The organism is Roseobacter fucihabitans (assembly GCF_014337925.2).
GTDB lineage: Bacteria > Pseudomonadota > Alphaproteobacteria > Rhodobacterales > Rhodobacteraceae > Roseobacter > Roseobacter fucihabitans.
Genome location: NZ_CP143423.1, coordinates 3,913,630 through 3,935,676, shown reverse-complemented (window position 1 = coordinate 3,935,676; position 22,047 = coordinate 3,913,630). Strand labels below are relative to the sequence as shown.

Genomic DNA, 22,047 nt, shown 5'->3' with positions numbered 1-22,047 from the left:
TTGGCGTGTATCAAATCACGATCGTGCTGACATGAAGTTAATCTCAGGCCATTTGCCGGCCAAAATGGAAAAAGGAGCGTGCACATGTTCAAAGGCTCAATGCCTGCCCTCGTCACGCCGTTCAGAAACGGCGAGCTGGATCTTGAGACGCTCAAGAAACTTGTCGAATGGCATATTGGAGAAGGCAGCAATGGACTGGTTCCTGTGGGCACGACGGGTGAAAGCCCGACGCTGACACACCGCGAACATGAGATCGTCGTCGAAGAGGTCGTCAAGGCCGCAGCTGGTCGCATCCCGGTCATTGCCGGTGCCGGGTCCAACAATACAATCGAGGCGATGCGCCTGGCGCGCCATGCCGAAAAAGTCGGTGCGGATGCTGTACTGGTCGTGACGCCCTATTACAACAAGCCGACGCAAAAGGGTCTGATCGCGCATTTCACCGCGCTGCATGATTGCTGTGAATTGCCGATCATTATTTATAATATCCCGGGCCGGTCGGTTGTGGATATGTCGCCGGAAACCATGGGCGAATTGGCCCAGCTGCCGCGCATTGTCGGGGTGAAGGATGCCACGGGCGATCTGGCGCGCGTAAGCGACCAGCGGCTCACATGTGGGCCGGATTTCATCCAGTTGTCGGGCGAAGACGCCACGGCGCATGGGTTCAACGCCCAAGGCGGCACCGGGTGTATTTCGGTCACGGCGAATGTCGCGCCCAAGATGTTGAGCGAGATGCAGGCGGCTTGCCTCACGGGTGACTATGCCAAGGCTCTCCAGATCCAGGATCGGTTGATGCCATTGCACAAGGCGATTTTCACCGAACCCGGTCTGGTTGGGGTCAAATACGCCATGTCACGGTTGGATCTGTGCTCGGATGAGGTGCGCTTGCCGCTCAGCGGTCTGTCGGATACGACGCGCGGGCTTGTCGAGGATGGTTTGCGTCACGCGGGGCTGATGAACTGATCGCATCCCTGGGTCGCGATCCCGCCATTGCCTATAAAACATGCGCGCCGCAGGGGTAAACCCGTGGCGCGCATTTGGTTTCAGCGTTTGCCGTAATAAAGCCCGACGACATGTTCCGCCTCTGCGAAGAACAACCAGCGGGCCGTTAACACACCTGCCACATGGCTGAGCACGGCAAGTGTGGCGATGAGGTGCGAAACAGGCAGCATCAAGAGCATGACAGGTATGACCACCATAAGCAGCAATGAAATAACGCGCAGCTTCTGGCTATGTTTGCGCCCGATCTCATGCACGAATTCGCGCAGCAGATAGTTCGTGCCAGTATGGGGTGGCTCGAACGCGCGCACCTTGCCGATGCTGCCGAGACCGGTGGCTGTGGCCATATCGGTTCCTGATGCGGCAAGCGCCTTGTCGCCCTGAACCCATGTCATGACCTGCACAATCCCGGCGATGACCAGTAAGCCAAGGGCAACACTCACTTGCCCTGCAAACAGCGCACCCCCCGCGAGGGAGAGGGTCATGAACTTCACGGGCGTAATGCCCATATTCCAGCGCGGGATGGTTTTGAGCTGGGTATAGATCATGGAGGTGGTAAATACGGTTGCGAGGCAGAAAACCGCGCCCAGCAGGCCAAACACCGTATATCGCGTTTCCAGAAACACGAGGCCCGCCGCATAGAGCCCCATGAAAACAAGCGCACCAACCGCGCACCATGCCTCCCGGCTCAGCCAGCTGGAACGCCACTGCGTGAAGGCCTTGAGCGCGCGTTCAGGGCGGCCCAAATGGAAGGTGGAGGCCATCAGACCGCCCACCGCCATGGCATAGGCGATGGCGAAAAATACGAAGGCTACCCAACCCGTGACAACCGGCATCCCGAGGCCGAGGAAGAACAGCAGGCCAAAGCCCAAGCCACTGAAGGTGGTGAAGAAAATGACGGAAGGTGCTGGATGCATCAGAGTTTCTCCAGGGTTTTATCGAGCCAGCCGAGGAACCCTTTTGGCTCCTGTGCGACGGGTTCCAGAAAGGGGGCCAGAACGTCAAATTCAGGCAGGGCGTCTTTGGGGCGGGGCGGCAGGTATTGATTGACCGGCTTGGTGCCTTGTTCCGGCATCAAATCCATACCACCACGCTCCGCCACCAGTTTGCTCACGTCGCTGTCAGGATCGCCCAGATCGCCAAAGTGGCGCGCATTGGACGGGCAGGTGCGCACACAGGCGGGCTGGCGGTCTTCTTCGGGCAGGTTTTCGTTGTAAATCCGATCCACGCAGAGGGTGCATTTCTTCATCACCCCCTCGGCTTGATCGAGTTCGCGCGCGCCATAAGGACAGGCCCAGGCACAAAGCCCGCAACCGATGCAATCGCTCTCGTTGACCAGAACGATCCCATCCTCGACCCGCTTGTAGCTCGCCCCTGTCGGGCAGACGGTCACGCAAGGCGCGTCCTCGCAATGCAGACAGGATTTGGGGAAGTGGATCAGCTGCGCCTCACCCTGCTCGGGCTGTACCTCGTAACTGTGGACGCGGTTGAGGAACGTGCCGCTGTTGTCACCGCCATAGGCGTTTTGATCAGAGAGCGGCGCGCCATAGTTTTCCGTGTTCCACCCCTTGCAGGATATCACGCAGGCATGGCAGCCCACACAGGTATCGAGGTCGATGACGAGCCCGAGTTTCTTTTGCGTGCTGGTGGGGAGCGTCGTCATTTGCCAACCTTCCATTTCAGATCTTTAGGGCCCTGACCAACGGGCGATTTGATCGGGGCAAAACCGGGTTGCGATTCATCGGGCGGGGTGGCCTTTTCGATGCGGACCTTGAGGTCAAACCACGCGGCCTGTCCCGTGATCGGATCGGAATTGGCCCACCGTAAACCGTCGCCCTTGGGCGGCAGCAATTCGTGGATCAGGTGGTTGAGCAGGAAGCCGCGCGTGGCCTCAAGCGCGTTCTCCTCTAAGGCCCAGGCCCCTTTACGCTTGCCGATCGCGTTCCACGTCCAGATGGTGTTTTCATTCAGCGCCGCCATTTCCAGCACCGGCACGGTAATTTCACCATGCGGTGACGTGACCCGCGCCCAATCGCCATCACTCAAGCCGTTTTCGCGCATCAGCTTGGTCGGAATATAAAGCGGGTTATGGCCGTGCAATTGTCGCAGCCACGCGTTTTGCGACCCCCAGGAGTGATACATCGCCATCGGGCGTTGCGTGAGCGCGGTAATGGGGAATTCGCCTGCCTTATTTTCCTCTTCCGAGGAATACCAGATCGGCAGGGGTGACATCTTTTCCTTGATGCGGTCCCGCAGATGATCAGGGGGCTGGCGGTCGCCGTGCCCTTCGGCAGCCAGTTGGAATTTGCGCATCGGCTCCACATAAAGCGAGAACAGATAGGGCATTGGCTTGTCATAAAGCCCCATGCCCACGGCCCAATCCTGATAGGCGGCATTCCACGGTTTATAGTAATTCGACCCGGCCGGAATGTGTTCCACAAAGAAACCGCCGTTTTCGATATAACGGTCCAACTGGTTGGAATTGACCTCACCACGCCCCGATTTGTCGCCGTCCACACCGCGAAAACCCGCCAATGGCCCGATGCCCGGACGGCGCTCGTGGTTCACGATATAATCGGCGTAATCCTTGTACTTCTGACTGCCATCCGGGTTGACGAAGCCGGGAAGGCCAAGCTTGCCGCCCAGATCACAAAGTGCGGATTGGAACCCTTTGACGTCACGGTCGGGTTCTATCACGGGCCAGCGGATGGCATCCGCCGCTGCATCCGCTTCGCAAATGGGACGGTCCAGAAGCGAAATACAATCGTGGCGTTCGAGGTACGTCGTGTCCGGCAGGATCAGATCGGAATAGGCGACCATTTCCGAAGAATAAGCATCGGAATAGATGATCTTGGGGATCACGTACTCGCCGTTCTCGTCCTTGTCCGTCAGCATGTCGATCACGCCGCGCGTGTTCATTGAGGAATTCCACGACATATTGGCCATATACATGAACAGCACGTCGATTTTATAGGGGTCCCCGGCGTAGGCATTGGAGATTACCATATGCATCAACCCGTGGCTGGACATCGGGTTTTCCCAGGTAAATGCCTTGTCGATGCGCGCGGGCGAACCGTCTGCCTTGAGCGCGAGGTCCTCAGGACCATGCACAAACCCAAGGTGGGGACCGTTCAGCGCGGAACCCGGCGTCACGCCAACATGCGGTTTCGGGTGGGCGGTCGCGGGCTTGGGATAGGGCGGCTTGAAGCGGAATCCACCGGGGACCTCGACCGTGCCGAGGATGATCTGCAACACATGCAGCGCACGGCAGGTCTGGAACCCATTGGCGTGGGCCGAAATCCCGCGCATGGAGTGGAAAGACACCGGGCGACCGGTCATTTTGGTGTGTTTCACGCCGCGAAAATCAGTCCATTCCTGATCCAGCTCAAAGGCTTCCTCAAAGGCGACACGCGCCAGTTCCGCCGCAATCGCGCGGATGCGTTTTGCAGGGATGCCGCAACGCTCCGCCACGTTTTCAGGCGCGTATTGATCGTCCAGATACATATCCGCCATCTGATGGAAGACGGGGCGATAGGTGCGCCCGTCGGCCTCATAGGTCGCAGCCAGATCGGGGTGCACACCGGGTTGATCAAACGGCGTCAGCTTGCCCGTTTTACGGTCGATGACCAGCTCTTTGCCATCCGCGTCCCGCATCAACAGGCCGTGATCATCACCACCGGGGTTATTGATCACCAAAACCGGCGCGTTGGTATATTGCGCGAGGTAAGTGAGGTCGATTTTCCCGGCCTTCATCAGGCAATGGATCATCGCCAGAATGAACAGCCCATCGGTGCCGGGCGTGATGCCGACCCAATCATCGGCCACGGCGTTATAGCCTGTGCGGATCGGGTTCACGCCGATGATGCGCGCTCCGCGTTTCTTGATCTTGCCAATGCCCATCTTGATCGGGTTGCTATCGTGATCCTCAGCCACACCAAAGAGCATGAACAACTTGGTATGGTCCCAATCGGGTTGGCCGAATTCCCAGAAGGCACCACCCATCGTGTAGATGCCCGCCGCTGCCATATTGACCGAACAGAACCCGCCGTGGGCTGCATAATTCGGCGTGCCGAACCCCTGCGCCCAGAGGCTCGTGAAGCTTTGCGACTGATCTCGCCCGGTGAAGAACGCGAGCTTTTCGGGGTTATCCTTGCGCACCGGCTCCAGCCAATCGGTCGCGATTTGCAACGCCTCATCCCATTCGATCTCTTCGAATTCGCCTGATCCGCGCGGCCCGACGCGTTTCAGGGGTTTGCGCAAACGCGAGGGCGCGTTGACCTGCATGATGCCCGCCGACCCTTTGGCACAAAGCACGCCCTGATTGACCGGGTGGTCCTTGTTGCCCTCGATATAGGCGACCTGTTTTTCACCATCGGGGCCGTCCTTCATATGCACGTTGATCCCACAGCGGCAGGCGCACATATAACAGGTGGTCTTGCGGACCTCATCGGACACTTTGGGGCTTAGATCAATCACTGGCTGGTTCATACTGGCTCCTGAGTGTCCTTTACGCGGTGGCCTGCAATGCAGTCACAGCAATCATGTTCGTTACATCCTCTGCCACACATCCGCGTGACAGATCATTGGCGGGTTTGGCAAGACCTTGCAACACCGGGCCAATGGCAACGGCGCCACCGATACGCTGTGCGATCTTATAGCCGATGTTGCCCGCATCAAGGTTGGGAAATATCATCACATTGGCATGGCCTGCGATGGCGGATCCCTTGGCCTTGGTCGCGGCGACTTCGGGCGCGAAGGCCGCGTCAAATTGCAATTCACCATCGGCCTTCAGGTCGGGATGGTTGGCCCGGAGCAAGGCGGCGGCCTCGCTTACCCTGGTAACGGAACCGTGGCGCGCCGAGCCCATGGTGGAGAAGGACAAAAGCGCGACCTTTGGTTCAACGCCCAGCAGCTGTTGGCAGGACGCGGCCGAAGCCACGGCAATCGCGGCCAGTTCTTCGGAGGTCGGTTCGATCACCAACCCACAATCGCCAAAGATCATCGCATCACGCCCGGAGGGATGGTTTTCCGGCAGAACCATCAGAAAAAAGCTGGAGACGAGCGGGGCTTCTTTAGCCTTGCCGATGACCTGAAGGGCCGCGCGCACCGTATCACCAGTGGTTGCAACCGCACCGCCAACAGTGCCGTCAGCATGGCCCAGGCGCACCATCATGGCGGCAAATACCAGCGGGTCATGCGCCTGTGTCTCAGCGACCTCGTGACTGACGCCTTTGTGCTGGCGCAGCGCGAAATAGGCGTCGGCGAACTCAGCGGTAAGCGCGGATGTCGCCGGGTCCTGGATCCTGAGGGTGGGGCTTTCGGTTGCACCTGCCGCAACAAGCTGGGCTGTGACATCGTCATACGCCCCGACGAGCGTAATGCGGGCCGTCCCCGCCTGCACCGCGGCAAGAGCACCGGCCACGATGCGAGGGTCAGTCCCCTCGCTCAGGACGATATGGGCAGGCCGGACGGCTGCGCGTTTGGAAAGATCACGCAGCACATTCATGGCCTGCTCCTTTGTTTATGCGGATGCTGGAATGCACCCGGTCTTATACGGTTTGTTGCTGCATGTCGTCTTTGCTGATCCCAGCAACGGCAACCGGCTTCTTCATGGCGTCACGGCGGAAGGGGTCGCCGAGTTCCTGATTGATCATGGCTTCGATCAAAGTGGTCACACCGTTTTCCATCTGGTCCTTGATCGCCTGATCAAGTGCCGCCGTCAGCTCGTCCTGCGTGCGTGCCACGACGCCCTTGAGACCACAGGCGTTGGCGATCCCCGCATAGGAGACTTCCTCGTCCAGCTCGGTGCCGACGAAGTTGTCTTCAAACCAAAGGGTCGAGTTGCGCTTTTCAGCACCCCACTGGTAGTTACGGAAGACGATCTGCGTGATCGCGGGCCAGTCGCCGCGGCCAATCGCGGTCAATTCGTTGACCGAAATACCGAAGGCCCCGTCGCCCGCAAAACCCACAACAGGCACATCAGGCTGGCCGATTTTCGCGCCCACAATGGACGGCAGACCATATCCACAAGGACCAAACAGACCCGGCGCAAGATATTTGCGGGTTTCGTTGAAAGACGGATAGGCGTTCCCGATCGCGCAGTTGTTGCCGATGTCCGATGAAATGATCGCCTCGACCGGCAGCGCCGCCTGAATGGCGCGCCACGCCATGCGCGGGGACATCCAATCCGGCTTGGCCGCACGTGCACGCACGTTCCAGTCGGTGCCCGGATCGTCCTGCTCATCCGTCATGGAGGTGAGTTCCTGCGCCCATGCTGATTTGGTCGTAGCGATCAGGTTTTTGCGCTCCGCACGGCCCGCGTCACCGGCACCATCCGCCAGCTTTGCGGAGATGGACGTGGCAACCTTGGCCGCATCACCAATGATACCGACAGTCACTTTTTTGGTCAGGCCGATGCGGTCCGCGTTGATGTCCACCTGAATGATCTTGGCGTCCTTGGGCCAGTAATCAATGCCGTAACCGGGCAGGGTGGAGAACGGGTTCAAGCGCGTCCCGAGGCAGAGTACAACATCCGCTTTGGCGATCAGTTGCATGCCCGCTTTGGAACCGTTGTAGCCCAGGGGACCGGCGAACAAGGGGTGGTTGCCGGGGAACGCGTCATTGTGCTGATAGCCCACACATACCGGAGCATCGAGCTGTTCGGCCAGGATGCGGGAGGCTTCGATCCCACCCTTTGACAAAACGGTGCCAGCGCCGTTGAGGATGACCGGGAATTTCGCGGAAGACAGAAGATCCGCTGCCTTTTGAACAGCAGATTCGCCACCTTGTGGCAGTTCGAACTCAACAATCGCCGGCAGGTCGACGTCAATGACTTGCGTCCAGAAATCGCGCGGGATGTTGATTTGCGCAGGACCGGAGGCGCGCTTGGCCTGCATGATCACACGGTTCAGCGTTTCGGCGATCCGGGTGGGGTCACGTACTTCTTCCTGATAGGCAACGCAGTCGGCGAACAGGTTCATCTGTTCCATTTCCTGAAAGCCGCCCTGACCGATTGTCTTGTTGGCGGCTTGCGGTGTGACCAGCAGAACCGGTGTGTGGTTCCAATAAGCCGTCTTTACGGCGGTCACGAAGTTGGTGATGCCGGGTCCGTTCTGCGCGATCATCATGCTCATCTTGCCGGTGGCGCGGGTGTACCCATCCGCCATCATGCCGCCAGTTGTTTCATGGGCGCAGTCCCAGAATTTGATACCCGCATCCGGGAAAATGTCAGAGATTGGCATCATCGCGGATCCGATGATCCCAAATGCATTATCAATCCCGTGCATTTGCAGTGTTTTTACAAAGGCTTCTTCAGTTGTCATTTTCATGGAGAGGGTCCTTGGTTGAATGGTTGTGATTCTTGATTGAGGGTTAAGTAAAGCGTCCCGACAGGGACCGTTAGGGCCAGTTACTCGCTTCGCTTAGCCCCAGTTGGTCAAGGTGGCGCATCTCGTCGGCGACAATAGCGACACCCTTGGCGATACGGCCAGCAGAAATGGACGAATAAGCGAGTCGATAGTAGTCTTTGGGTTTCGAGGGGCCACAGAAAAAGGAATGTCCCGGTTCGATTAGCACGCCGCGCGTCTGAAGGCGACGGGCAAGGTCAAAGGTGTCCACATGCGGCTGTGCGCGCATCCAAAAGGACGATCCGCCGTAGGCACCTTGCCCGGCAATTTTGAGGCCGTGTTCGTTTATTGCAGTGGTCATCACCTCGCGCCGTTCATGCAGCGCAGTGCCCATCCGGCGGATCAACGCATCATGATGCCCCAGCGACAGGAAATATGCCGCCGTCCGTTGCACATGGCCCGGCGGGTGGCGCAGCACAGAGGCACGCAAGGCCCTGGCCTCGCGGATAAAGGGCTCGGAACCGATCAGATATCCCAACCGCAACCCGGGAAACAGCGATTTGGAAAAGCTGCCGACATAGATCACGCGCCCATCGGTATCGAGCGATTTAAGCGCGGGAGAGGGGCTTTTGAGAAAGGACATCTCGAATTCGTAATCATCCTCCACGATCAACGCATCCATCTCGGAAGCACGTTTAAGCAGATCATGACGGCGTTGCATGGGCATGGTGTTGGTGGTCGGACATTGATGGCTGGGCGTGGTGAAAATCACGTCCGTATCGGGTGGAATGGCATCCGGTGGCATCCCATCGGCGTCCACACGCACCGGCGTCACATGGCAACGCGATTGTGACAGAATATCCCTAAGCGCATGATAACAGGGGTCTTCCAGCGCCGCACGCCGCCGTTGCGTCAACAATACCTGCGTCGTCAGCCAAAGCGCATTCTGGGCGCCCAGCGTGATCAGGATTTGTTCGGGCCGTGCGCTGATCCCCCGTCGCGGCAGGGTATGCCTGGCGATGAACTCGATCAGCTGCGGGTCGTCCTGATCATAATAATCGGTGGTCAGCGCGGTGAAATCTTTTTGCCCCAGCGCCTTGAGTGCACAGAGCCGCCAGTTGGCATGATCAAACAATTCCGGATCGGCCTGACCATAGATGAACGGATAACGATACCCGGCCCAATCCGCAGGTTTGCGCGGCATGTCCCCGCCGGAAAACCGCTGCCCGATCGCGCGGCTCCAATCCACCGCATCAGGGCCTGCCTTGGAGGGCGCAAAGGCGGGGGGCGCGGGCGCGTTTTCAGAGACATAATACCCCGACCGACCGCGCGAGGTCAGATAATCATTCGCGAGAAGTTCTGTATACGCGATGGTCACGGTGATGCGGCTGATGCCCAGATGGATTGCCAGTTTGCGCGTGGAGGGGAGTTTTTCGCCGCGCTGAAACCGGCCTGATAATATCCCTTGGGCAATTATCTCCTGGATCTGCGATTGCAGAGTCCCCTGAGCATCAGGGTGCAGGAAAAAGGTCTCGACGGGCAGTGCCATTCAAAAGAGCCTACACTGGATATATACTGCTTTCAATCTGGTACTAATCGTACTCGAAAATATGCGGTTCAGCACCTGCTGCACGCAGTCCTGGATGACTAAAAGACGTATTAATGAAACTTTTGGTATCATTAATAAACTTCAGCGGCAAGAAATTCTATTCTCTACCGGTGCAAAGGTACCTCTTTAACGCGATCCGGTCCGGATTGGTGCCTCAAATCGGATAGCAGCCGAAACCGAGACATGTCCGCGACCGGACCGCAGGGGAAAAACTGCAGCTTTCTCGGTGAATGGTCGGGCGAACACTATTCGCACAGGCAAAGGAAGCGCAGGATTGGGCCGCATCTCGGAAACCGGGCGCATGGACAGAGGCCTTTAATTGTGGCTTTGGGGGGGTAAGATGCGTTTTCCTGCTCTATTTCGATGTTGCCGTACTGGTTCAGCATGCCGGACGATGAAAATGCCAGAGTGTCGTTGTCTTTGGAGCCATGACATCAAACGACACCATCTTGAGAGTCGATATCAATGGCGAGCGGACATAGGTTCTGGATCCCATCGACCCTTGGGGTACCACAGGCAACGCTTGGGGATGAACGAGGTCTTCTGGCCCGGATCTGGGCCTGGCCGTCTTGATCTGCGTCAAGGCAGAGTGACACTTGAGGTGTAAACTATCCTGATCTGCGGACAGGAAGAAGCTCATGAAAATCGTCTTAATTCATCCAAACTATCATTCGGGCGGGGCAGAGATCGCTGGCAGTTGGCCGGCCGCCTGGGTGGCTTACATCGGTGGCGCGCTGAAATCTGCGGGTTTTACGGATGTCTCCTTTATCGACGCGATGACGCATAATATCGAAGACGACGCTTTGGCCAAAAAGCTGCGCGACCTTCAACCCGATGTGATCGGCGTGACCGCGATCACCCCCTCGATTTACAAAGCCGAGCGGGTGCTTGAGATCGGCAAGGAGGTCTGCCCGAATGCTCTGGGCGTTCTCGGCGGTGTCCATGCGACATTCATGTATAAGCAAGTCCTCTCAGAAGCCCCGTGGATCGACGTCATCGTGCGCGGCGAAGGTGAAGAGATTATCGTCGATCTGATGCGCGCTTATGCTGAAGGCCGCTGGCCCACCGAGCGCAAATCCATCAAAGGTATCGCCTATATTGACGGTACGGAAATTATCGCCACGCAGGCCGCCTCCACGGTCAAGGACCTTGATGCCATCGTCGCAGATTGGTCACTTCTTGAGTGGGGCAGCTATATTTATGTCCCCTTGGGCGTGCGTGTCGCGATCCCCAGCCTGGCGCGCGGTTGTCCGTTTACCTGTTCGTTCTGCTCGCAATGGAAATTCTGGCGCGATTACCGCGTGCGCGACCCCATCAAGGTCGTGGATGAAATCGAAACACTGGTGAATGATCACGACGTCGGTTTCTTTATCCTTGCCGATGAAGAGCCCAGCATCAACCGCAAGAAATTCATCCAATTCTGCGAAGAGCTGATCGCGCGCGGCCTGCCCGACAAGATCAAATGGGGTATCAATACCCGCGTTACGGACATTCTGCGCGACGAAGACTTGCTGCCCCTGTTCCGCCGTGCCGGATTGGTCCACGTGTCCCTGGGGACCGAGGCCGCCGCGCAATTGAAACTCGATCTGTTCAACAAGGAAACCAAGGTTGAGGACAACCGCCGCGCCATCCAACTGCTGCGGGATGCGGATATCTTCACCGAGGCGCAGTTTATTGTCGGGCTGGACAATGAAACACCTGAAACGCTCGAAGAAACCTACCGTTATGCGCGGGAATGGAATCCGGATCTGGCCAATTGGTCGATGTATACACCCTGGCCTTTTACGCCGCTTTATCAGGAGCTTGGCGACAAGGTCGAAGTCTTCGATTTTGAGAAATACAATTTCGTCACGCCCATCATGCGGCCCGAAGCGATGGACCGTGGTGAATTGCTCGACCGGGTGATGAACAATTACCGGCGGTTCTATATGATCAAGGCGCTGTTTCATTATCCATGGCGTGGCACCGGGTTCCGACGTAAATACTTGCTGGGATGTCTTAAGGCCTTTGCCAAGGCCGGGTTTGCGCGCACCTTCTATGATCTGGGCAAGGTTGGCTACACTGGCCCGCAATCCAAGAACAAGCTGGATTTTCATTTCGACGAAAGCCGCAAGATTGCCCCCGCACAGATGACCGATTGGGAGGCATCCGCAGATCGCGCGGCAAGGGCGAAGGAACGTCGCGAAGCTCTGCGCGCTCAGGGCAAGGCGCGGGCCGAAGATCGCACAGCGGCCAAGGTTATGGCCTGCGGCGCTGGCGATGAACAGATGCCGAAAAACAAGCCCTTCTGCATGCCAAACGGGGCAGTGGGCGCGCGCGATACCAAAGAGCCGGTTTGATGGCAGCGGCAGCACCCTCTCTTGATACGCTGGCGGCCAACCCGGAGGCAAAGGTTGGCCCCAACGCGGTGACCCAGGTCGCCGCCGCCTTGCGCGCGCTCGGCGGGGAAACACTTGCCGTTCAGGTGTTCAAGAGCTCGGGTTTGGGCGATATCCTGATCACGCCCCCCGAAAAGATGGTCGCGCAAGACATCGCTGCGCGCTTGCATGACGGGCTTCGCATTGCCCTGCCGCCGGGCACCGCCCGCGGCATCGCGCGCGATGCGGGTCACAGAACGGCCGACTATCTTTTGGCCAACCGCATTCCGCGTCCGGCCCAATGGGTTATGAAAACGCTCCCCGCGCGATGGGCGGGGCGTCTGTTGCTCCGGGCGATGGCCGCCAACGCCTGGACCTATGCGGGCAGCGGTCGGGTGCATGTGACGCCCGGCAACCCGTGCAGACTCGAGATCATCGATAACCCCCTGGCGCAACCGCAGTGCCATTGGCATGTCGCGGTTTTCGAACACTTATTCCGCAGCCTTGTGGCGCAAAACGCAAAGGTCACCCACCCTGCGTGCTGCGCGCAGGGGGCCCCGGCTTGCCGATTTGAAATTTCCCTATCCTGAAAGATGACACAATGGACCCTGTGCTTGACCGCTATGCAAGCCGCGCCACGCCGCGCTACACCAGCTATCCCACCGCGCCACATTTCCAGAAGGATTTCGCGCCGGACAGATACCGCGCCTGGCTGTCCAGCCTGGATGTGGCGGCCCCTGTGTCGCTTTATTTGCACGTGCCGTTTTGTCGTCAGATGTGTTGGTATTGCGGGTGTAATATGAAGCTGGCGTCGCGCTATGAGCCGGTTGCGAAATATGCCCAAACGCTGCGCGATGAGATCAGCCTGACGGCGGACGCGCTGCCGGCGCGCATGAGCATATCCCACCTGCATTGGGGCGGTGGCACGCCCACAGCCCTGAGCCCGGATGATCTGGAGACCCTCATGGGCGACGTGCGTGCGCGTTGGGATTTCGCGCCGGATGCGGAGATCGCCATTGAAAGCGACCCGCGCACGTTGACGCCGGAAATGGCGCAACGCATCGGATACCTCGGCTTCACGCGCGCAAGCTTTGGCGTGCAGGAATTCGACATGCGCGTGCAAAAGGCCATCAACCGGGTGCAACCGCCCGCTATGGTGCGCGCATCCGTTGAACAATTGCGCGCGGCGGGCGTGTCGGGTATCAACTTCGATCTGATTTACGGTCTGCCGTATCAGACCGTGGAAAGCCTTATTGAAACCGTGAAACTCAGCGCTGCGATGCGCCCGGACCGCGTCGCGCTTTTCGGCTATGCGCATGTGCCCTGGATGGCCAAAAATCAACGTATGATCCCGGACGGGTCTTTGCCTGGAGCCGAAGAGCGCGCCGCACAGGCCGGTGCCGCGGCGGAGGCGTTGCTGGCCCAGGGCTATATCGCAATCGGTCTGGATCACTTCGCCCTGCCGGATGATGCGCTTGCCATTGCGGCACGCAAAGGCCAGTTGCGCCGGAATTTTCAGGGCTATACCACCGATCAGGCCGAAACGATGATCGGGATGGGGGCCACATCCATCGGGCGCACGCCGTCAGGCTATGTCCAGAACATTACCGAAACCGGGGCCTGGTCGCGGGCGGTGAAAGCGGGTGAGTTGCCTGTCTCCAAGGGGCTGCCCTTTGTCTTTGATGACCGGCTGCGCTCCGATGTCATCGAGCGGCTGATGTGTGACGGTCATGTCGATGCCGGGGCGATTGGGCGAACCCATGGTGCGCCGGAGAGTTGGTGGGCAGATGCCTTGGGTATTCTTGACGAAATGGAAGCCGACGGCCTTTTGACCCAGTCGCAGGGGAAAGTGCGGATGACGCAGCGGGGTTTCCCGCTCGTGCGCATCGCGGCGTCGGCTTTTGATGCCTATCTCAAGGATAGCACAGCACGCCATTCTGTCGCTGTTTGAGGTTCGTTCCGCTCTTGCACAGGGCTGCCATGACGGTCCGCCGTGCCTGTGCGCATCTGCCGTTTCGTGACACCGGGTTGCCTGATTTCAGGCGACCGTTACTTTCATACTGCCCAGGCCTTCAATCGCGATCTCCATCACATCACCGCGCACCACCGGAGCGACACCCGCCGGCGTGCCGGTCATGATCACGTCCCCCGCCGCCAATTCGAAATATTCCGACAGGTAGGATATCACCTCCGGGATCTTCCAGATCAGTTGGTTTAGGTCCCCCTTCTGGCGCAACACGTCATTGACCTTGAGCGTGATTGCACCGCTTTGCAGGTGACCGACGTCCGCGACCTTATGCACCGGCCCGATGGGCGCGGAGCGTTCAAAGGCCTTGCCGATCTCCCAGGGGCGACCGGCTTTTTTCATCTGCCCTTGAAGATCGCGCCGCGTCATGTCCAATGACAGCGCATAGCCATAGACGTGATCCAAAGCCGTTTCGAGAGAGATATTCATACCACCCGATTTGAGAAACACGCTCAATTCCGCCTCGTGGTGCACGTCTGAGGAGTGGGGGGGATAGGGAAACACGCCCGAGGGGTCGAGGTTATCGGGGTTCTTTTGAAAGAAAAACGGGGCCTCACGGTCCGGATCATGACCCATTTCGATGGCATGGGCGGCGTAGTTGCGACCGATGCAATAGACGCGGCGCACGGGAAAGACGCCACCGCCCACGACATCAAGTCGCGTGCTGGGCGGGGGGGGGATTACAAAATCTGACATCGGGGCGCTCCACTTCTTGGTCACTAGAGACAGGTGGTATCCGCGACCCTGAGATTAATCAATCCAGCGCGTCTTATCTGATCGCAGGCTCCGAGATTGCACAGGATCAGCCGACGCCGCAAAGCATGATCGTTGAAACAGGCCGACAAACACGAACTAAGGTCGCGGTCCTGCGGGATTGCCAACCGCCCGTCAAAGCGCAAAGATAGATCAATCATTTCTTTTGGAGGTGTTCTAATGTGTCAGGTATTTGCGGGACAGGACCCCGAAGGTTACACGCCCATCACGCGGCGCTTGCGATTGAATGGCCAAAGCACCAGCATCCGGCTGGAACGGAACTTCTGGAACATCGTGGATGGCATTGCGCAGCATGAAGGCATGACTACACCTGCATTTGTTTCCAAGCTGCACGCCGAGGTTCTGGAGCTGCGGGGGGAGGCTGCAAATTTCACGTCGTTGCTGCGCTGCGCCTGTCTGATCCGTCAGGAACAGATCCTGGCGGCGGGCGATAAAATTGCCGCCGAATAAAAATCGGACGTAGTAACGCGCTACTACCCGGCCGCAAAAACCACCGGTACTCTTAAAGTCTCGGTTGCATCAATGTTTGGGGGGACAGATGGCCAAGGCGATCCATTCGATGATCCGCGTTCTGGATGAAGAGCGCTCTGTGCGGTTTTATGAGACCGCGTTCGGCCTGACTTCGGCGGAGCGGCTTGATTTTGAGAGTTTCACGCTGGTCTATCTGAGCAATGCCGAAAACAGTTTCGAGCTGGAACTGACCATCAATAAGGGGCGCACCGAAGCCTATGATCTGGGGGATGGCTACGGGCATCTGGCGTTTTGCGTGGAGGATGTGGACGCCGAACATGCCCGTCTGAGCGAGGCCGGTTTTACCCCGCGCAAGCTGGTGGATTTCGCGCCGGGCGGCGATTTGCTGGCGCGGTTCTTCTTCGTAAAGGACCCGGATGGCTATGAGATCGAAGTGATGCAGAGGATGGGCCGCTATCACTAACTGAATTGAACTTTGGGAGGAGATCATTCAATGACACAACAGACATTAAAGATGACGCGCCGCGAATTGCTGGCGCGCAGTACCGCGGCAGGCACCGCGTTTATGATCGGTGCGGGCTTTGTCGCCAGCCCGAACGCAGCCTGGGCCATGCAGGTCGAGCATTTACAGCCAAGCACGATGGCGACCCTGATCCAGATGGCGCGCGATATTTATCCGCATGACCATGTGGCGGATCATTTTTATGCCGCTGCGGTCAAAGGCTATGACACCGCCGAGATGAAGGACATGATCGAGACCGGGATTACCGGTCTTGATGCCGCCGCCCAAGGCAAGGGGTTCGCCAGCTATGCCGAAACCGGCTGGGAACGTGACCGCGTGGACATCCTGCGGGCCATGGAAAGCAGCCCTTTTTTCCAAACCATACGCGGAGGTCTGGTGACGGGGCTTTATAACCAGAAGGAGGTCTGGCCGCTTTTTGGCTATGAGGGCGAGAGCTATAGCCAGGGTGGCTATATTGATCGCGGCTTTGACGACATTGCTTGGATTTAAGGGGGGGATGGCACCATGACGGCACCATTTGAGCTCACCGACGACAGCGTTGTCGTTATTATTGGAACCGGCGCTGGCGGCGGGGTTCTGGCGAATGAATTGGCCCAGAAGGGCATCAGCGTTGTCGCGCTGGAGGCGGGCGGGCGGTATTTGCCCGATGATTACATCAATGACGAATGGGAAAGCTTTGGCCAACTGGCATGGCTTGACGCGCGCACGACCTCCGGGGATTGGCGCGTGGCGAATGACTTTTCCGGCCTGCCTGCGTGGATCGTCAAGGCGGTTGGTGGCACAACCACCCACTGGGCGGGCGCGTCCTTGCGCTTTCAGGATCACGAGTGGAAGGCGAAAACCAACTACGGTGACGTACAGGGTGCGAACCTGCTCGACTGGCCGATTAACCCGCGCGAAATGGACGACTATTATACCAAGGCCGAGGATAAGCTGGGTGTGACCCGCACCGGGGACCGCGCAGGGTTGCCGGGATGTAACAACTACAAGGTCTTTGAGGCCGGCGCGAAAAAGCTGGGCTACAAGGAGGTCCATACGGGGCGGATGGCGATCAATTCCGCGCCGCGCGGGGACGAGCAGGCCTGCCAACAGACGGGTTTCTGCTTTCAGGGCTGCAAATGGGGGGCCAAATGGTCCGCCGCTTACCGCGACATTCCTGCGGGGGAGGCCACGGGCAATCTCGAAGTCCGCTCAAAGGCCCATGTGTTGCGCATTGAGCATGACGACAGCGGCAAGGTCACCGGCGTCGTCTATGCGGACGCGGATGGCAATCAGCAGATGCAAAAAGCGCGCATCGTCTGTGTCGCGGGCAATTCCATCGAAAGCCCGCGCATGTTGCTTAACTCCGCCTCCGCGATGTTTCCTGACGGGTTGGCCAACAGTTCCGGGCAGGTCGGGCGCAACTACATGCGCCACATGACCGGCTCCGTCTATGGCGTCTTCGACAAACCGGTGAAAATGTGGCGTGGCACCACTATGGCGGGCATCATTCAGGACGAAAGCCGTCATGACCCATCGCGTGGTTTTGTAGGTGGGTATGAGCTTGAAACCCTCGCACTTGGACTGCCGTTCATGGCCGCCTTCCTTGATCCCGGCGGTTGGGGGCGTGAATTCACGACCGCGCTGGATTCTTATGAAAATATGGCCGGGATGTGGATCGTGGGCGAGGACATGCCGCAGGAAACCAATCGTATTACGCTTAATCATGACGTCAAGGATCAATACGGCATGCCCGCGCCCAACGTGCACTTTGACGATCACCCCAATGATATCGCGATGCGCAACCACGCCTATAAACAGGGAATGGCCGTCTATGAGGCGGTGGGCGCGACACGAGTTTTCCCGACGCCGCCCTATCCCTCCACGCATAATCTGGGGACCAACCGCATGTCGCAAAATTCGCGGGACGGGGTGGTGAACGGTCACGGGCAAACCCATGATATTGCAAATCTTTTCATCTCCGATGGCAGCCAGTTCACCACGGGGGCGGCAGAAAATCCGACGCTCACCATTGTGGCGCTGGCGATCCGGCAGGCGGATCATATCGCCGCAGAGATGGGCAAAGGTAACCTGTGAGGCGAAAAAAAGGGCAGATTGAACATCGGGGGGCAAGCGCTCCTCGCCACAATAATGCAACTGGGAGGAAGATATGAAACATCTACTAAGCGCCGTCGCGGCGACGGCTTTGCTGGCAGGGTCTGCTGGTGCACAAACCAACCTGGAAAAGCTCGGGCAATTCAAAGTTACCGGCACCAAAGAACACACTTTCATTGATCAAAACGCCCCTGCGGCGGATTCAATCCGCCGCGTCCTCGAAGGCATCACCCTGCCCGAAGGGTTCAAGATCGAACTCTACGCTTTGGTGCCGGATGCGCGCCACATGGCGATGGCCCCGCAGGGTACGGTGCTGTTTGTCGGCACCAAAAAAGACAAGGTCTGGTCGGTCATGGATCGTGACCGTGACCGGGTCGCCGATGAGGTCAAGGATTTCGCCCCATCGCTGGAATTCGACGTACCAAACGGTGTGGCCTTCTCCAAGGACGGGTTCCTGTTCATCGCCGAACGCAACCGCATGATGATGTATCCGGCGGCGGAGTTTTTCCATGAAAGCCCGGATGTCGTGGCCGTACCGATTGTGCCACAAGGCACGCTGATCCCGGTGGAGGAGGAGAGTTTCAATCACACCGCGCGCGTCGTGAAAATCGGACCGGATGACAAACTCTATGTCTCGCTGGGCCAACCGTTCAACGTGGCACCACCTGAAAAACTGGACCTGTATAATGAGGTGGGAATCGGCGGTATTATCCGCATGAACCGGGATGGGTCAGACCGCGAGGTCTATACCTACGGTGTGCGCAATTCGGTGGGCCATGATTTCCACCCGGTCACCGGTGAATTGTGGTGGACCGATAATCAGGTCGATGGCATGGGCGATGATATTCCCCCCGGTGAGATTAACCGACAGACCGAAATGGGCCAGCATTTCGGGCATCCATGGTATGGTGGCGGATCGACGCGCACCAATGAATACGCCGGACAAGAAGTCCCCGTTGATGTGGTCATGCCCGCCGTTGAAACCGTCGCGCATGCTGCGGATCTGGGCATGACATTTTATACCGGTAACATGTTCCCGGCGAAGTACAAAAACGCGATCTTCTCGGCACAACATGGCTCTTGGAACCGCACCACACCGATTGGGGCGCGGGTCATGGTGACCTTCATTGACGAGGAAGGGAACGCGACCATCGAACCTTTCGCCGAAGGGTGGATTGACGAGAACGGCGAATATGATGGTCGCCCGGTGGATGTCGCCATGATGCGGGATGGCTCCATTTTGGTGTCGGATGACTTCGCGAATGCGATCTACCGGATTTCTTATTCCGAATAAACGATGCGCCCGGTCCCTTTTGGGGCCGGGCAGCTTTCACGGGGGACGAGATGAACCACTTCCATATTTCCGCCGCATTTTGCTTCCTTGTCGCTTCGGCCTCTGGGACAGTCGCAGCAGACATCCAAACAGGTCGGGAGTTGGCACGGCAATGCTCCGTCTGCCACGGCAAAGAGGGTGTTTCAAATGACCCCGAGGTGCCGATCATTGCGGGCCAACATGCGTTCTACATTGAAAAAAGCCTCAAGGATTATCGTTCCGGCGCGCGTCAGGATCGGCGTATGACGCTGATTGCGCAACCTTTGACGGATGACGAAATCTCTGACTTGGCCGCCTGGTTTGAGGCGATCAAAATAACTGTGGAACTGCCTGAGATCCAATAGGGACCCGCTATGGCGTGGGTTATTTATGCGCAAAATCAGCGTTACAACGCCAGCTCAAGCCTATTCCAAAACGGTGGTATCATCCTCTGCATCCGTCCTCTGGCGCGCACTCCGCGCCAGTATTTTTTCCGCACGTAAGGGGGGCAAGGTGGGGGCTGCACGCGCCATTTCCTGCGCGCGTTCTTGTGCCGTTTGCACCATTTGTGAGATCGCGGCAGCCTCTGGCAGATTGTGCCAATATTTTCGGGGCATTTCGGATTGCATCGCTGCCACCTTGAGGCGCGCGGGGTTAAAGATGCTCTGAAAGTAGGTGATCCACAGCGCCTCCTGGGCGTCATCCGGCAAATCGGGCCGTTGCCGGCCTTCGCTGAGCGTCAAATGACCATCTATGAAATACGCCGTGGCATCTGGCGTCATGATCCGCCAATCCATATCCCCAAAACGGCGCATAAAAAAATCTGCTGTGGGTTCAAGTGTGAAATGGGTCGGCTCGAACCAGGCCGCAAAGGACCGACGCGCCGCTTGCGGATTGCCGATTTCGCGGAACCGCACAAAGGCCTTCATCTTATGCTGGCACCGATGCACGTTCTTTTCCATGCGTCTGAGGTGGGCAAACTCCGGATCGCCGTGATCCCCGATAAGGTATGGTTCCTTTTGCAACCGCCATAGCAAGCGATAAAGCCGCGCAAACCTCTCAGGGTCGCGGTGCCAGACCACCGTGTTCGCCATCCGCACAAAGCGGCGCGAGACGGTGATCGGCTTTCCCTCTGGGGCGCGCGTTTGGCCGCCAAACAGGTCGGGGGCGCTGTCTGGTGCCTGCCAGCTTATATGACCCGGCGGCACGCCTGCGGCCAGTAACCCGCGCGCCGCCTGAAGCCAGGCAAGCGCGGCACCGATCATGGGAATCTCGATACGGTACGTCATATCAGCGTCAATTGTTCGGGGGGTGGTGCAAATTGCGCGCGCAATGCCGCGCTGTCGGTCAACGCACCCGGTGTCCAACCGCCTGCCACGATGAAGGCGCGCGCTTTCTTCATCGACGCGCCCATCCGCATCAGATGTTCATATCGCAGATGGCCGTGTCGCCTTGTGCTCAGGATGCGCGTGACGGTTTTCATCCCGAAACCGGGGACGCGCAACAGCATCTCACGCGGCGCGGTATTTACATCGAGCGGGAAAAGCGCGCGGTTTTGCAGCGCCCACGCGAGTTTGGGGTCAATGCTCAGATCGAGATCGCCGTTCTTGTTGGCCCCTGTGATCTCGGATATTTCGAAACCGTAAAACCGCAGCAGCCAATCCGCCTGATACAAACGATGTTCCCGCTGCAACGGCGGGCTGATCAGCGGCAGTTTCGCCGAGCTGTCCGGGATTGGTGAGAAGGCGGAATAATAGACCCGTTTGAGCCCGTAATCCGCATAAAGCCGCGTGGAGCGTTCGAGGATGACATTATCCGTCGCCTGATCCGCGCCGATGATCATCTGCGTTGATTGCCCGGCGGGGGCGAACTTCGGGGGGCGTCGACCGGTGTGGGAGCGTTCGCCGGCGGCCTGTTTAAGGTTCTTGACGTCGCCCATGATGGCGCGAATTTGATCGGGGTTTTTCTCGGGCGCGTAGGTTTTTACCGCATGATCCGTGGGCAGTTCGACGTTGATCGACAACCGATCGGCCAACAGCCCGGCCTGTTCGATCAGCTCTGGCGCGGCATCGGGGATGGTTTTGAGGTGGATATAGCCCCGGAAGGACTGTTCCTCGCGCAGTTTGCGCGCAATCTGTACCATGTCGGACATGGTTGCATCCGGCGAGCGGATGATCCCGGAGGATAGAAACAAGCCTTCGATGTAATTGCGGCGGTAAAAATTGATGGTCAGATCGACGACCTCATCCACGCTGAACCTGGCGCGCGGGACATTGGAAGACACACGGTTCACGCAATAGCTGCAATCATAGATGCAGAAATTCGTCATCAGGATTTTCAACAGGCTGATGCAGCGCCCGTCCGGCGCGTAGGCATGGCAAATCCCGCTGCCCTCGTTCGATCCAAGGCTCTTGCCATCCCTGCTGTCGCGTTTGCTTGAGCCCGACGAGGCGCAAGATGCGTCGTATTTCGCCGCATCGCTCAGAATTCGAAGCTTGGTGGAGAGAGTCGTTTTGGCCATTTGTTCACTATACGTTCC

Annotated in this window: 18 protein-coding genes and 1 pseudogene; 10 read left to right on the top strand and 9 right to left on the bottom strand. The window is 58.3% G+C overall.

The genetic code is table 11. From position 1 onward, the window contains the following. Positions 1 to 84 precede the first annotated feature (84 nt). Positions 85 to 960 carry a 4-hydroxy-tetrahydrodipicolinate synthase gene (gene dapA, locus ROLI_RS19290; RefSeq protein ID WP_187429360.1) on the top strand — a complete coding sequence of 292 codons (876 nt, stop codon included), beginning with the start codon at positions 85 to 87 and terminating at the stop codon, positions 958 to 960. An 80-nt stretch (positions 961 to 1,040) separates the two neighbouring features. Here dapA and ROLI_RS19285 read toward each other — a convergent pair whose 3' ends face one another. From ROLI_RS19285 to ROLI_RS19260, 6 genes are all read right to left on the bottom strand, one after another. After that, a complete protein-coding gene (locus ROLI_RS19285) occupies positions 1,041 to 1,913 on the bottom strand; it encodes a DmsC/YnfH family molybdoenzyme membrane anchor subunit (RefSeq protein ID WP_187429361.1) in 873 nt (290 codons plus the stop codon). After that, a complete protein-coding gene (locus ROLI_RS19280) occupies positions 1,913 to 2,659 on the bottom strand; it encodes a 4Fe-4S dicluster domain-containing protein (RefSeq protein WP_187429362.1) in 747 nt (248 codons plus the stop codon). The genes ROLI_RS19285 and ROLI_RS19280 overlap by 1 nt, the downstream gene beginning before the upstream one ends. Beyond that, a complete protein-coding gene (locus ROLI_RS19275) occupies positions 2,656 to 5,484 on the bottom strand; it encodes a molybdopterin oxidoreductase family protein (RefSeq protein WP_187429363.1) in 2,829 nt (942 codons plus the stop codon). Before ROLI_RS19275 ends, ROLI_RS19280 begins: the two co-directional genes overlap by 4 nt. Before the next feature lie 19 nt (positions 5,485 to 5,503). Further along, positions 5,504 to 6,502: a phosphate acetyltransferase gene (gene pta, locus ROLI_RS19270; protein WP_187429364.1), complete on the bottom strand. Its 999-nt coding sequence runs from the start codon at positions 6,500 to 6,502 to the stop codon at positions 5,504 to 5,506. A 43-nt stretch (positions 6,503 to 6,545) separates the two neighbouring features. Continuing rightward, complete coding sequence (gene xsc, locus ROLI_RS19265) at positions 6,546 to 8,324, bottom strand: sulfoacetaldehyde acetyltransferase (protein ID WP_187429365.1); 1,779 nt, start codon at positions 8,322 to 8,324, stop codon at positions 6,546 to 6,548. Positions 8,325 to 8,394: 70 nt separating this feature from the next. Then, the gene (locus ROLI_RS19260; protein WP_187429366.1) at positions 8,395 to 9,891 is read right to left on the bottom strand and encodes a PLP-dependent aminotransferase family protein; all 1,497 of its coding nucleotides are present in this window, start codon (positions 9,889 to 9,891) and stop codon (positions 8,395 to 8,397) included. 698 nt (positions 9,892 to 10,589) lie between these two features. Here ROLI_RS19260 and bchE point away from each other — a divergent pair. The 3 genes from bchE to hemN are packed head-to-tail and all read left to right on the top strand — an operon-like array spanning position 10,590 to position 14,259. Continuing rightward, positions 10,590 to 12,290: a magnesium-protoporphyrin IX monomethyl ester anaerobic oxidative cyclase gene (gene bchE / locus ROLI_RS19255; protein ID WP_187429367.1), complete on the top strand. Its 1,701-nt coding sequence runs from the start codon at positions 10,590 to 10,592 to the stop codon at positions 12,288 to 12,290. Then, a complete protein-coding gene (gene bchJ / locus ROLI_RS19250; protein ID WP_187429368.1) occupies positions 12,290 to 12,898 on the top strand; it encodes a bacteriochlorophyll 4-vinyl reductase in 609 nt (202 codons plus the stop codon). Before bchE ends, bchJ begins: the two co-directional genes overlap by 1 nt. A gap of 11 nt (positions 12,899 to 12,909) precedes the next feature. Beyond that, positions 12,910 to 14,259: an oxygen-independent coproporphyrinogen III oxidase gene (gene hemN, locus ROLI_RS19245; protein WP_187429369.1), complete on the top strand. Its 1,350-nt coding sequence runs from the start codon at positions 12,910 to 12,912 to the stop codon at positions 14,257 to 14,259. A gap of 87 nt (positions 14,260 to 14,346) precedes the next feature. Here hemN and ROLI_RS19240 read toward each other — a convergent pair whose 3' ends face one another. Continuing rightward, positions 14,347 to 15,030: a fumarylacetoacetate hydrolase family protein gene (locus ROLI_RS19240; RefSeq protein ID WP_187429370.1), complete on the bottom strand. Its 684-nt coding sequence runs from the start codon at positions 15,028 to 15,030 to the stop codon at positions 14,347 to 14,349. Between the two features lie 237 nt (positions 15,031 to 15,267). Here ROLI_RS19240 and ROLI_RS19235 point away from each other — a divergent pair, with 237 nt between their 5' ends. The 6 genes from ROLI_RS19235 to ROLI_RS19210 all read left to right on the top strand — a co-directional run bounded on the left by ROLI_RS19235 (position 15,268) and on the right by ROLI_RS19210 (position 19,873). Beyond that, entirely contained in the window at positions 15,268 to 15,558 is a 291-nt protein-coding gene (locus ROLI_RS19235) for a ribbon-helix-helix domain-containing protein (RefSeq protein ID WP_187429371.1), read from the top strand. An 88-nt stretch (positions 15,559 to 15,646) separates the two neighbouring features. Next, positions 15,647 to 16,042, top strand: a complete 396-nt coding sequence (locus ROLI_RS19230; RefSeq protein ID WP_187429372.1) for a VOC family protein — start codon at positions 15,647 to 15,649, stop codon at positions 16,040 to 16,042. A gap of 30 nt (positions 16,043 to 16,072) precedes the next feature. Then, the gene (locus ROLI_RS19225) at positions 16,073 to 16,591 is read left to right on the top strand and encodes a Twin-arginine translocation pathway signal (RefSeq protein WP_187429373.1); all 519 of its coding nucleotides are present in this window, start codon (positions 16,073 to 16,075) and stop codon (positions 16,589 to 16,591) included. 15 nt (positions 16,592 to 16,606) lie between these two features. After that, complete coding sequence (locus ROLI_RS19220; RefSeq protein ID WP_187429374.1) at positions 16,607 to 18,178, top strand: GMC family oxidoreductase; 1,572 nt, start codon at positions 16,607 to 16,609, stop codon at positions 18,176 to 18,178. Positions 18,179 to 18,251: 73 nt separating this feature from the next. Continuing rightward, positions 18,252 to 19,490, top strand: coding sequence for a sorbosone dehydrogenase family protein (locus ROLI_RS19215; RefSeq protein WP_187429375.1), 1,239 nt, complete (start codon positions 18,252 to 18,254; stop codon positions 19,488 to 19,490). Positions 19,491 to 19,540: 50 nt separating this feature from the next. Beyond that, positions 19,541 to 19,873, top strand: coding sequence for a cytochrome c (locus ROLI_RS19210; protein WP_187429376.1), 333 nt, complete (start codon positions 19,541 to 19,543; stop codon positions 19,871 to 19,873). A gap of 105 nt (positions 19,874 to 19,978) precedes the next feature. Here ROLI_RS19210 and ROLI_RS19205 read toward each other — a convergent pair. Continuing rightward, positions 19,979 to 20,797: pseudogene (locus tag ROLI_RS19205) on the bottom strand (TIGR03915 family putative DNA repair protein); the annotation flags it as partial. Then, positions 20,794 to 22,029, bottom strand: a complete 1,236-nt coding sequence (locus ROLI_RS19200) for a putative DNA modification/repair radical SAM protein (protein WP_187429377.1) — start codon at positions 22,027 to 22,029, stop codon at positions 20,794 to 20,796. The pseudogene ROLI_RS19205 and the gene ROLI_RS19200, both read right to left, overlap by 4 nt. Between the last annotated feature and the right edge of the window lie 18 nt (positions 22,030 to 22,047).

What these genes read in the sequence shown, in the direction of transcription:
- dapA (WP_187429360.1), top strand. Translation starts at nt 85, where the DNA reads ATGTTCAAAGGCTCAATGCCTGCCCTCGTCACGCCGTTCAGAAACGGC.
- ROLI_RS19285 (WP_187429361.1), bottom strand. Translation starts at nt 1,913, where the DNA reads ATGCATCCAGCACCTTCCGTCATTTTCTTCACCACCTTCAGTGGCTTG.
- ROLI_RS19280 (WP_187429362.1), bottom strand. Translation starts at nt 2,659, where the DNA reads ATGACGACGCTCCCCACCAGCACGCAAAAGAAACTCGGGCTCGTCATC.
- ROLI_RS19275 (WP_187429363.1), bottom strand. Translation starts at nt 5,484, where the DNA reads ATGAACCAGCCAGTGATTGATCTAAGCCCCAAAGTGTCCGATGAGGTC.
- pta (WP_187429364.1), bottom strand. Translation starts at nt 6,502, where the DNA reads ATGAATGTGCTGCGTGATCTTTCCAAACGCGCAGCCGTCCGGCCTGCC.
- xsc (WP_187429365.1), bottom strand. Translation starts at nt 8,324, where the DNA reads ATGAAAATGACAACTGAAGAAGCCTTTGTAAAAACACTGCAAATGCAC.
- ROLI_RS19260 (WP_187429366.1), bottom strand. Translation starts at nt 9,891, where the DNA reads ATGGCACTGCCCGTCGAGACCTTTTTCCTGCACCCTGATGCTCAGGGG.
- bchE (WP_187429367.1), top strand. Translation starts at nt 10,590, where the DNA reads ATGAAAATCGTCTTAATTCATCCAAACTATCATTCGGGCGGGGCAGAG.
- bchJ (WP_187429368.1), top strand. Translation starts at nt 12,290, where the DNA reads ATGGCAGCGGCAGCACCCTCTCTTGATACGCTGGCGGCCAACCCGGAG.
- hemN (WP_187429369.1), top strand. Translation starts at nt 12,910, where the DNA reads ATGGACCCTGTGCTTGACCGCTATGCAAGCCGCGCCACGCCGCGCTAC.
- ROLI_RS19240 (WP_187429370.1), bottom strand. Translation starts at nt 15,030, where the DNA reads ATGTCAGATTTTGTAATCCCCCCCCCGCCCAGCACGCGACTTGATGTC.
- ROLI_RS19235 (WP_187429371.1), top strand. Translation starts at nt 15,268, where the DNA reads ATGTGTCAGGTATTTGCGGGACAGGACCCCGAAGGTTACACGCCCATC.
- ROLI_RS19230 (WP_187429372.1), top strand. Translation starts at nt 15,647, where the DNA reads ATGGCCAAGGCGATCCATTCGATGATCCGCGTTCTGGATGAAGAGCGC.
- ROLI_RS19225 (WP_187429373.1), top strand. Translation starts at nt 16,073, where the DNA reads ATGACACAACAGACATTAAAGATGACGCGCCGCGAATTGCTGGCGCGC.
- ROLI_RS19220 (WP_187429374.1), top strand. Translation starts at nt 16,607, where the DNA reads ATGACGGCACCATTTGAGCTCACCGACGACAGCGTTGTCGTTATTATT.
- ROLI_RS19215 (WP_187429375.1), top strand. Translation starts at nt 18,252, where the DNA reads ATGAAACATCTACTAAGCGCCGTCGCGGCGACGGCTTTGCTGGCAGGG.
- ROLI_RS19210 (WP_187429376.1), top strand. Translation starts at nt 19,541, where the DNA reads ATGAACCACTTCCATATTTCCGCCGCATTTTGCTTCCTTGTCGCTTCG.
- ROLI_RS19200 (WP_187429377.1), bottom strand. Translation starts at nt 22,029, where the DNA reads ATGGCCAAAACGACTCTCTCCACCAAGCTTCGAATTCTGAGCGATGCG.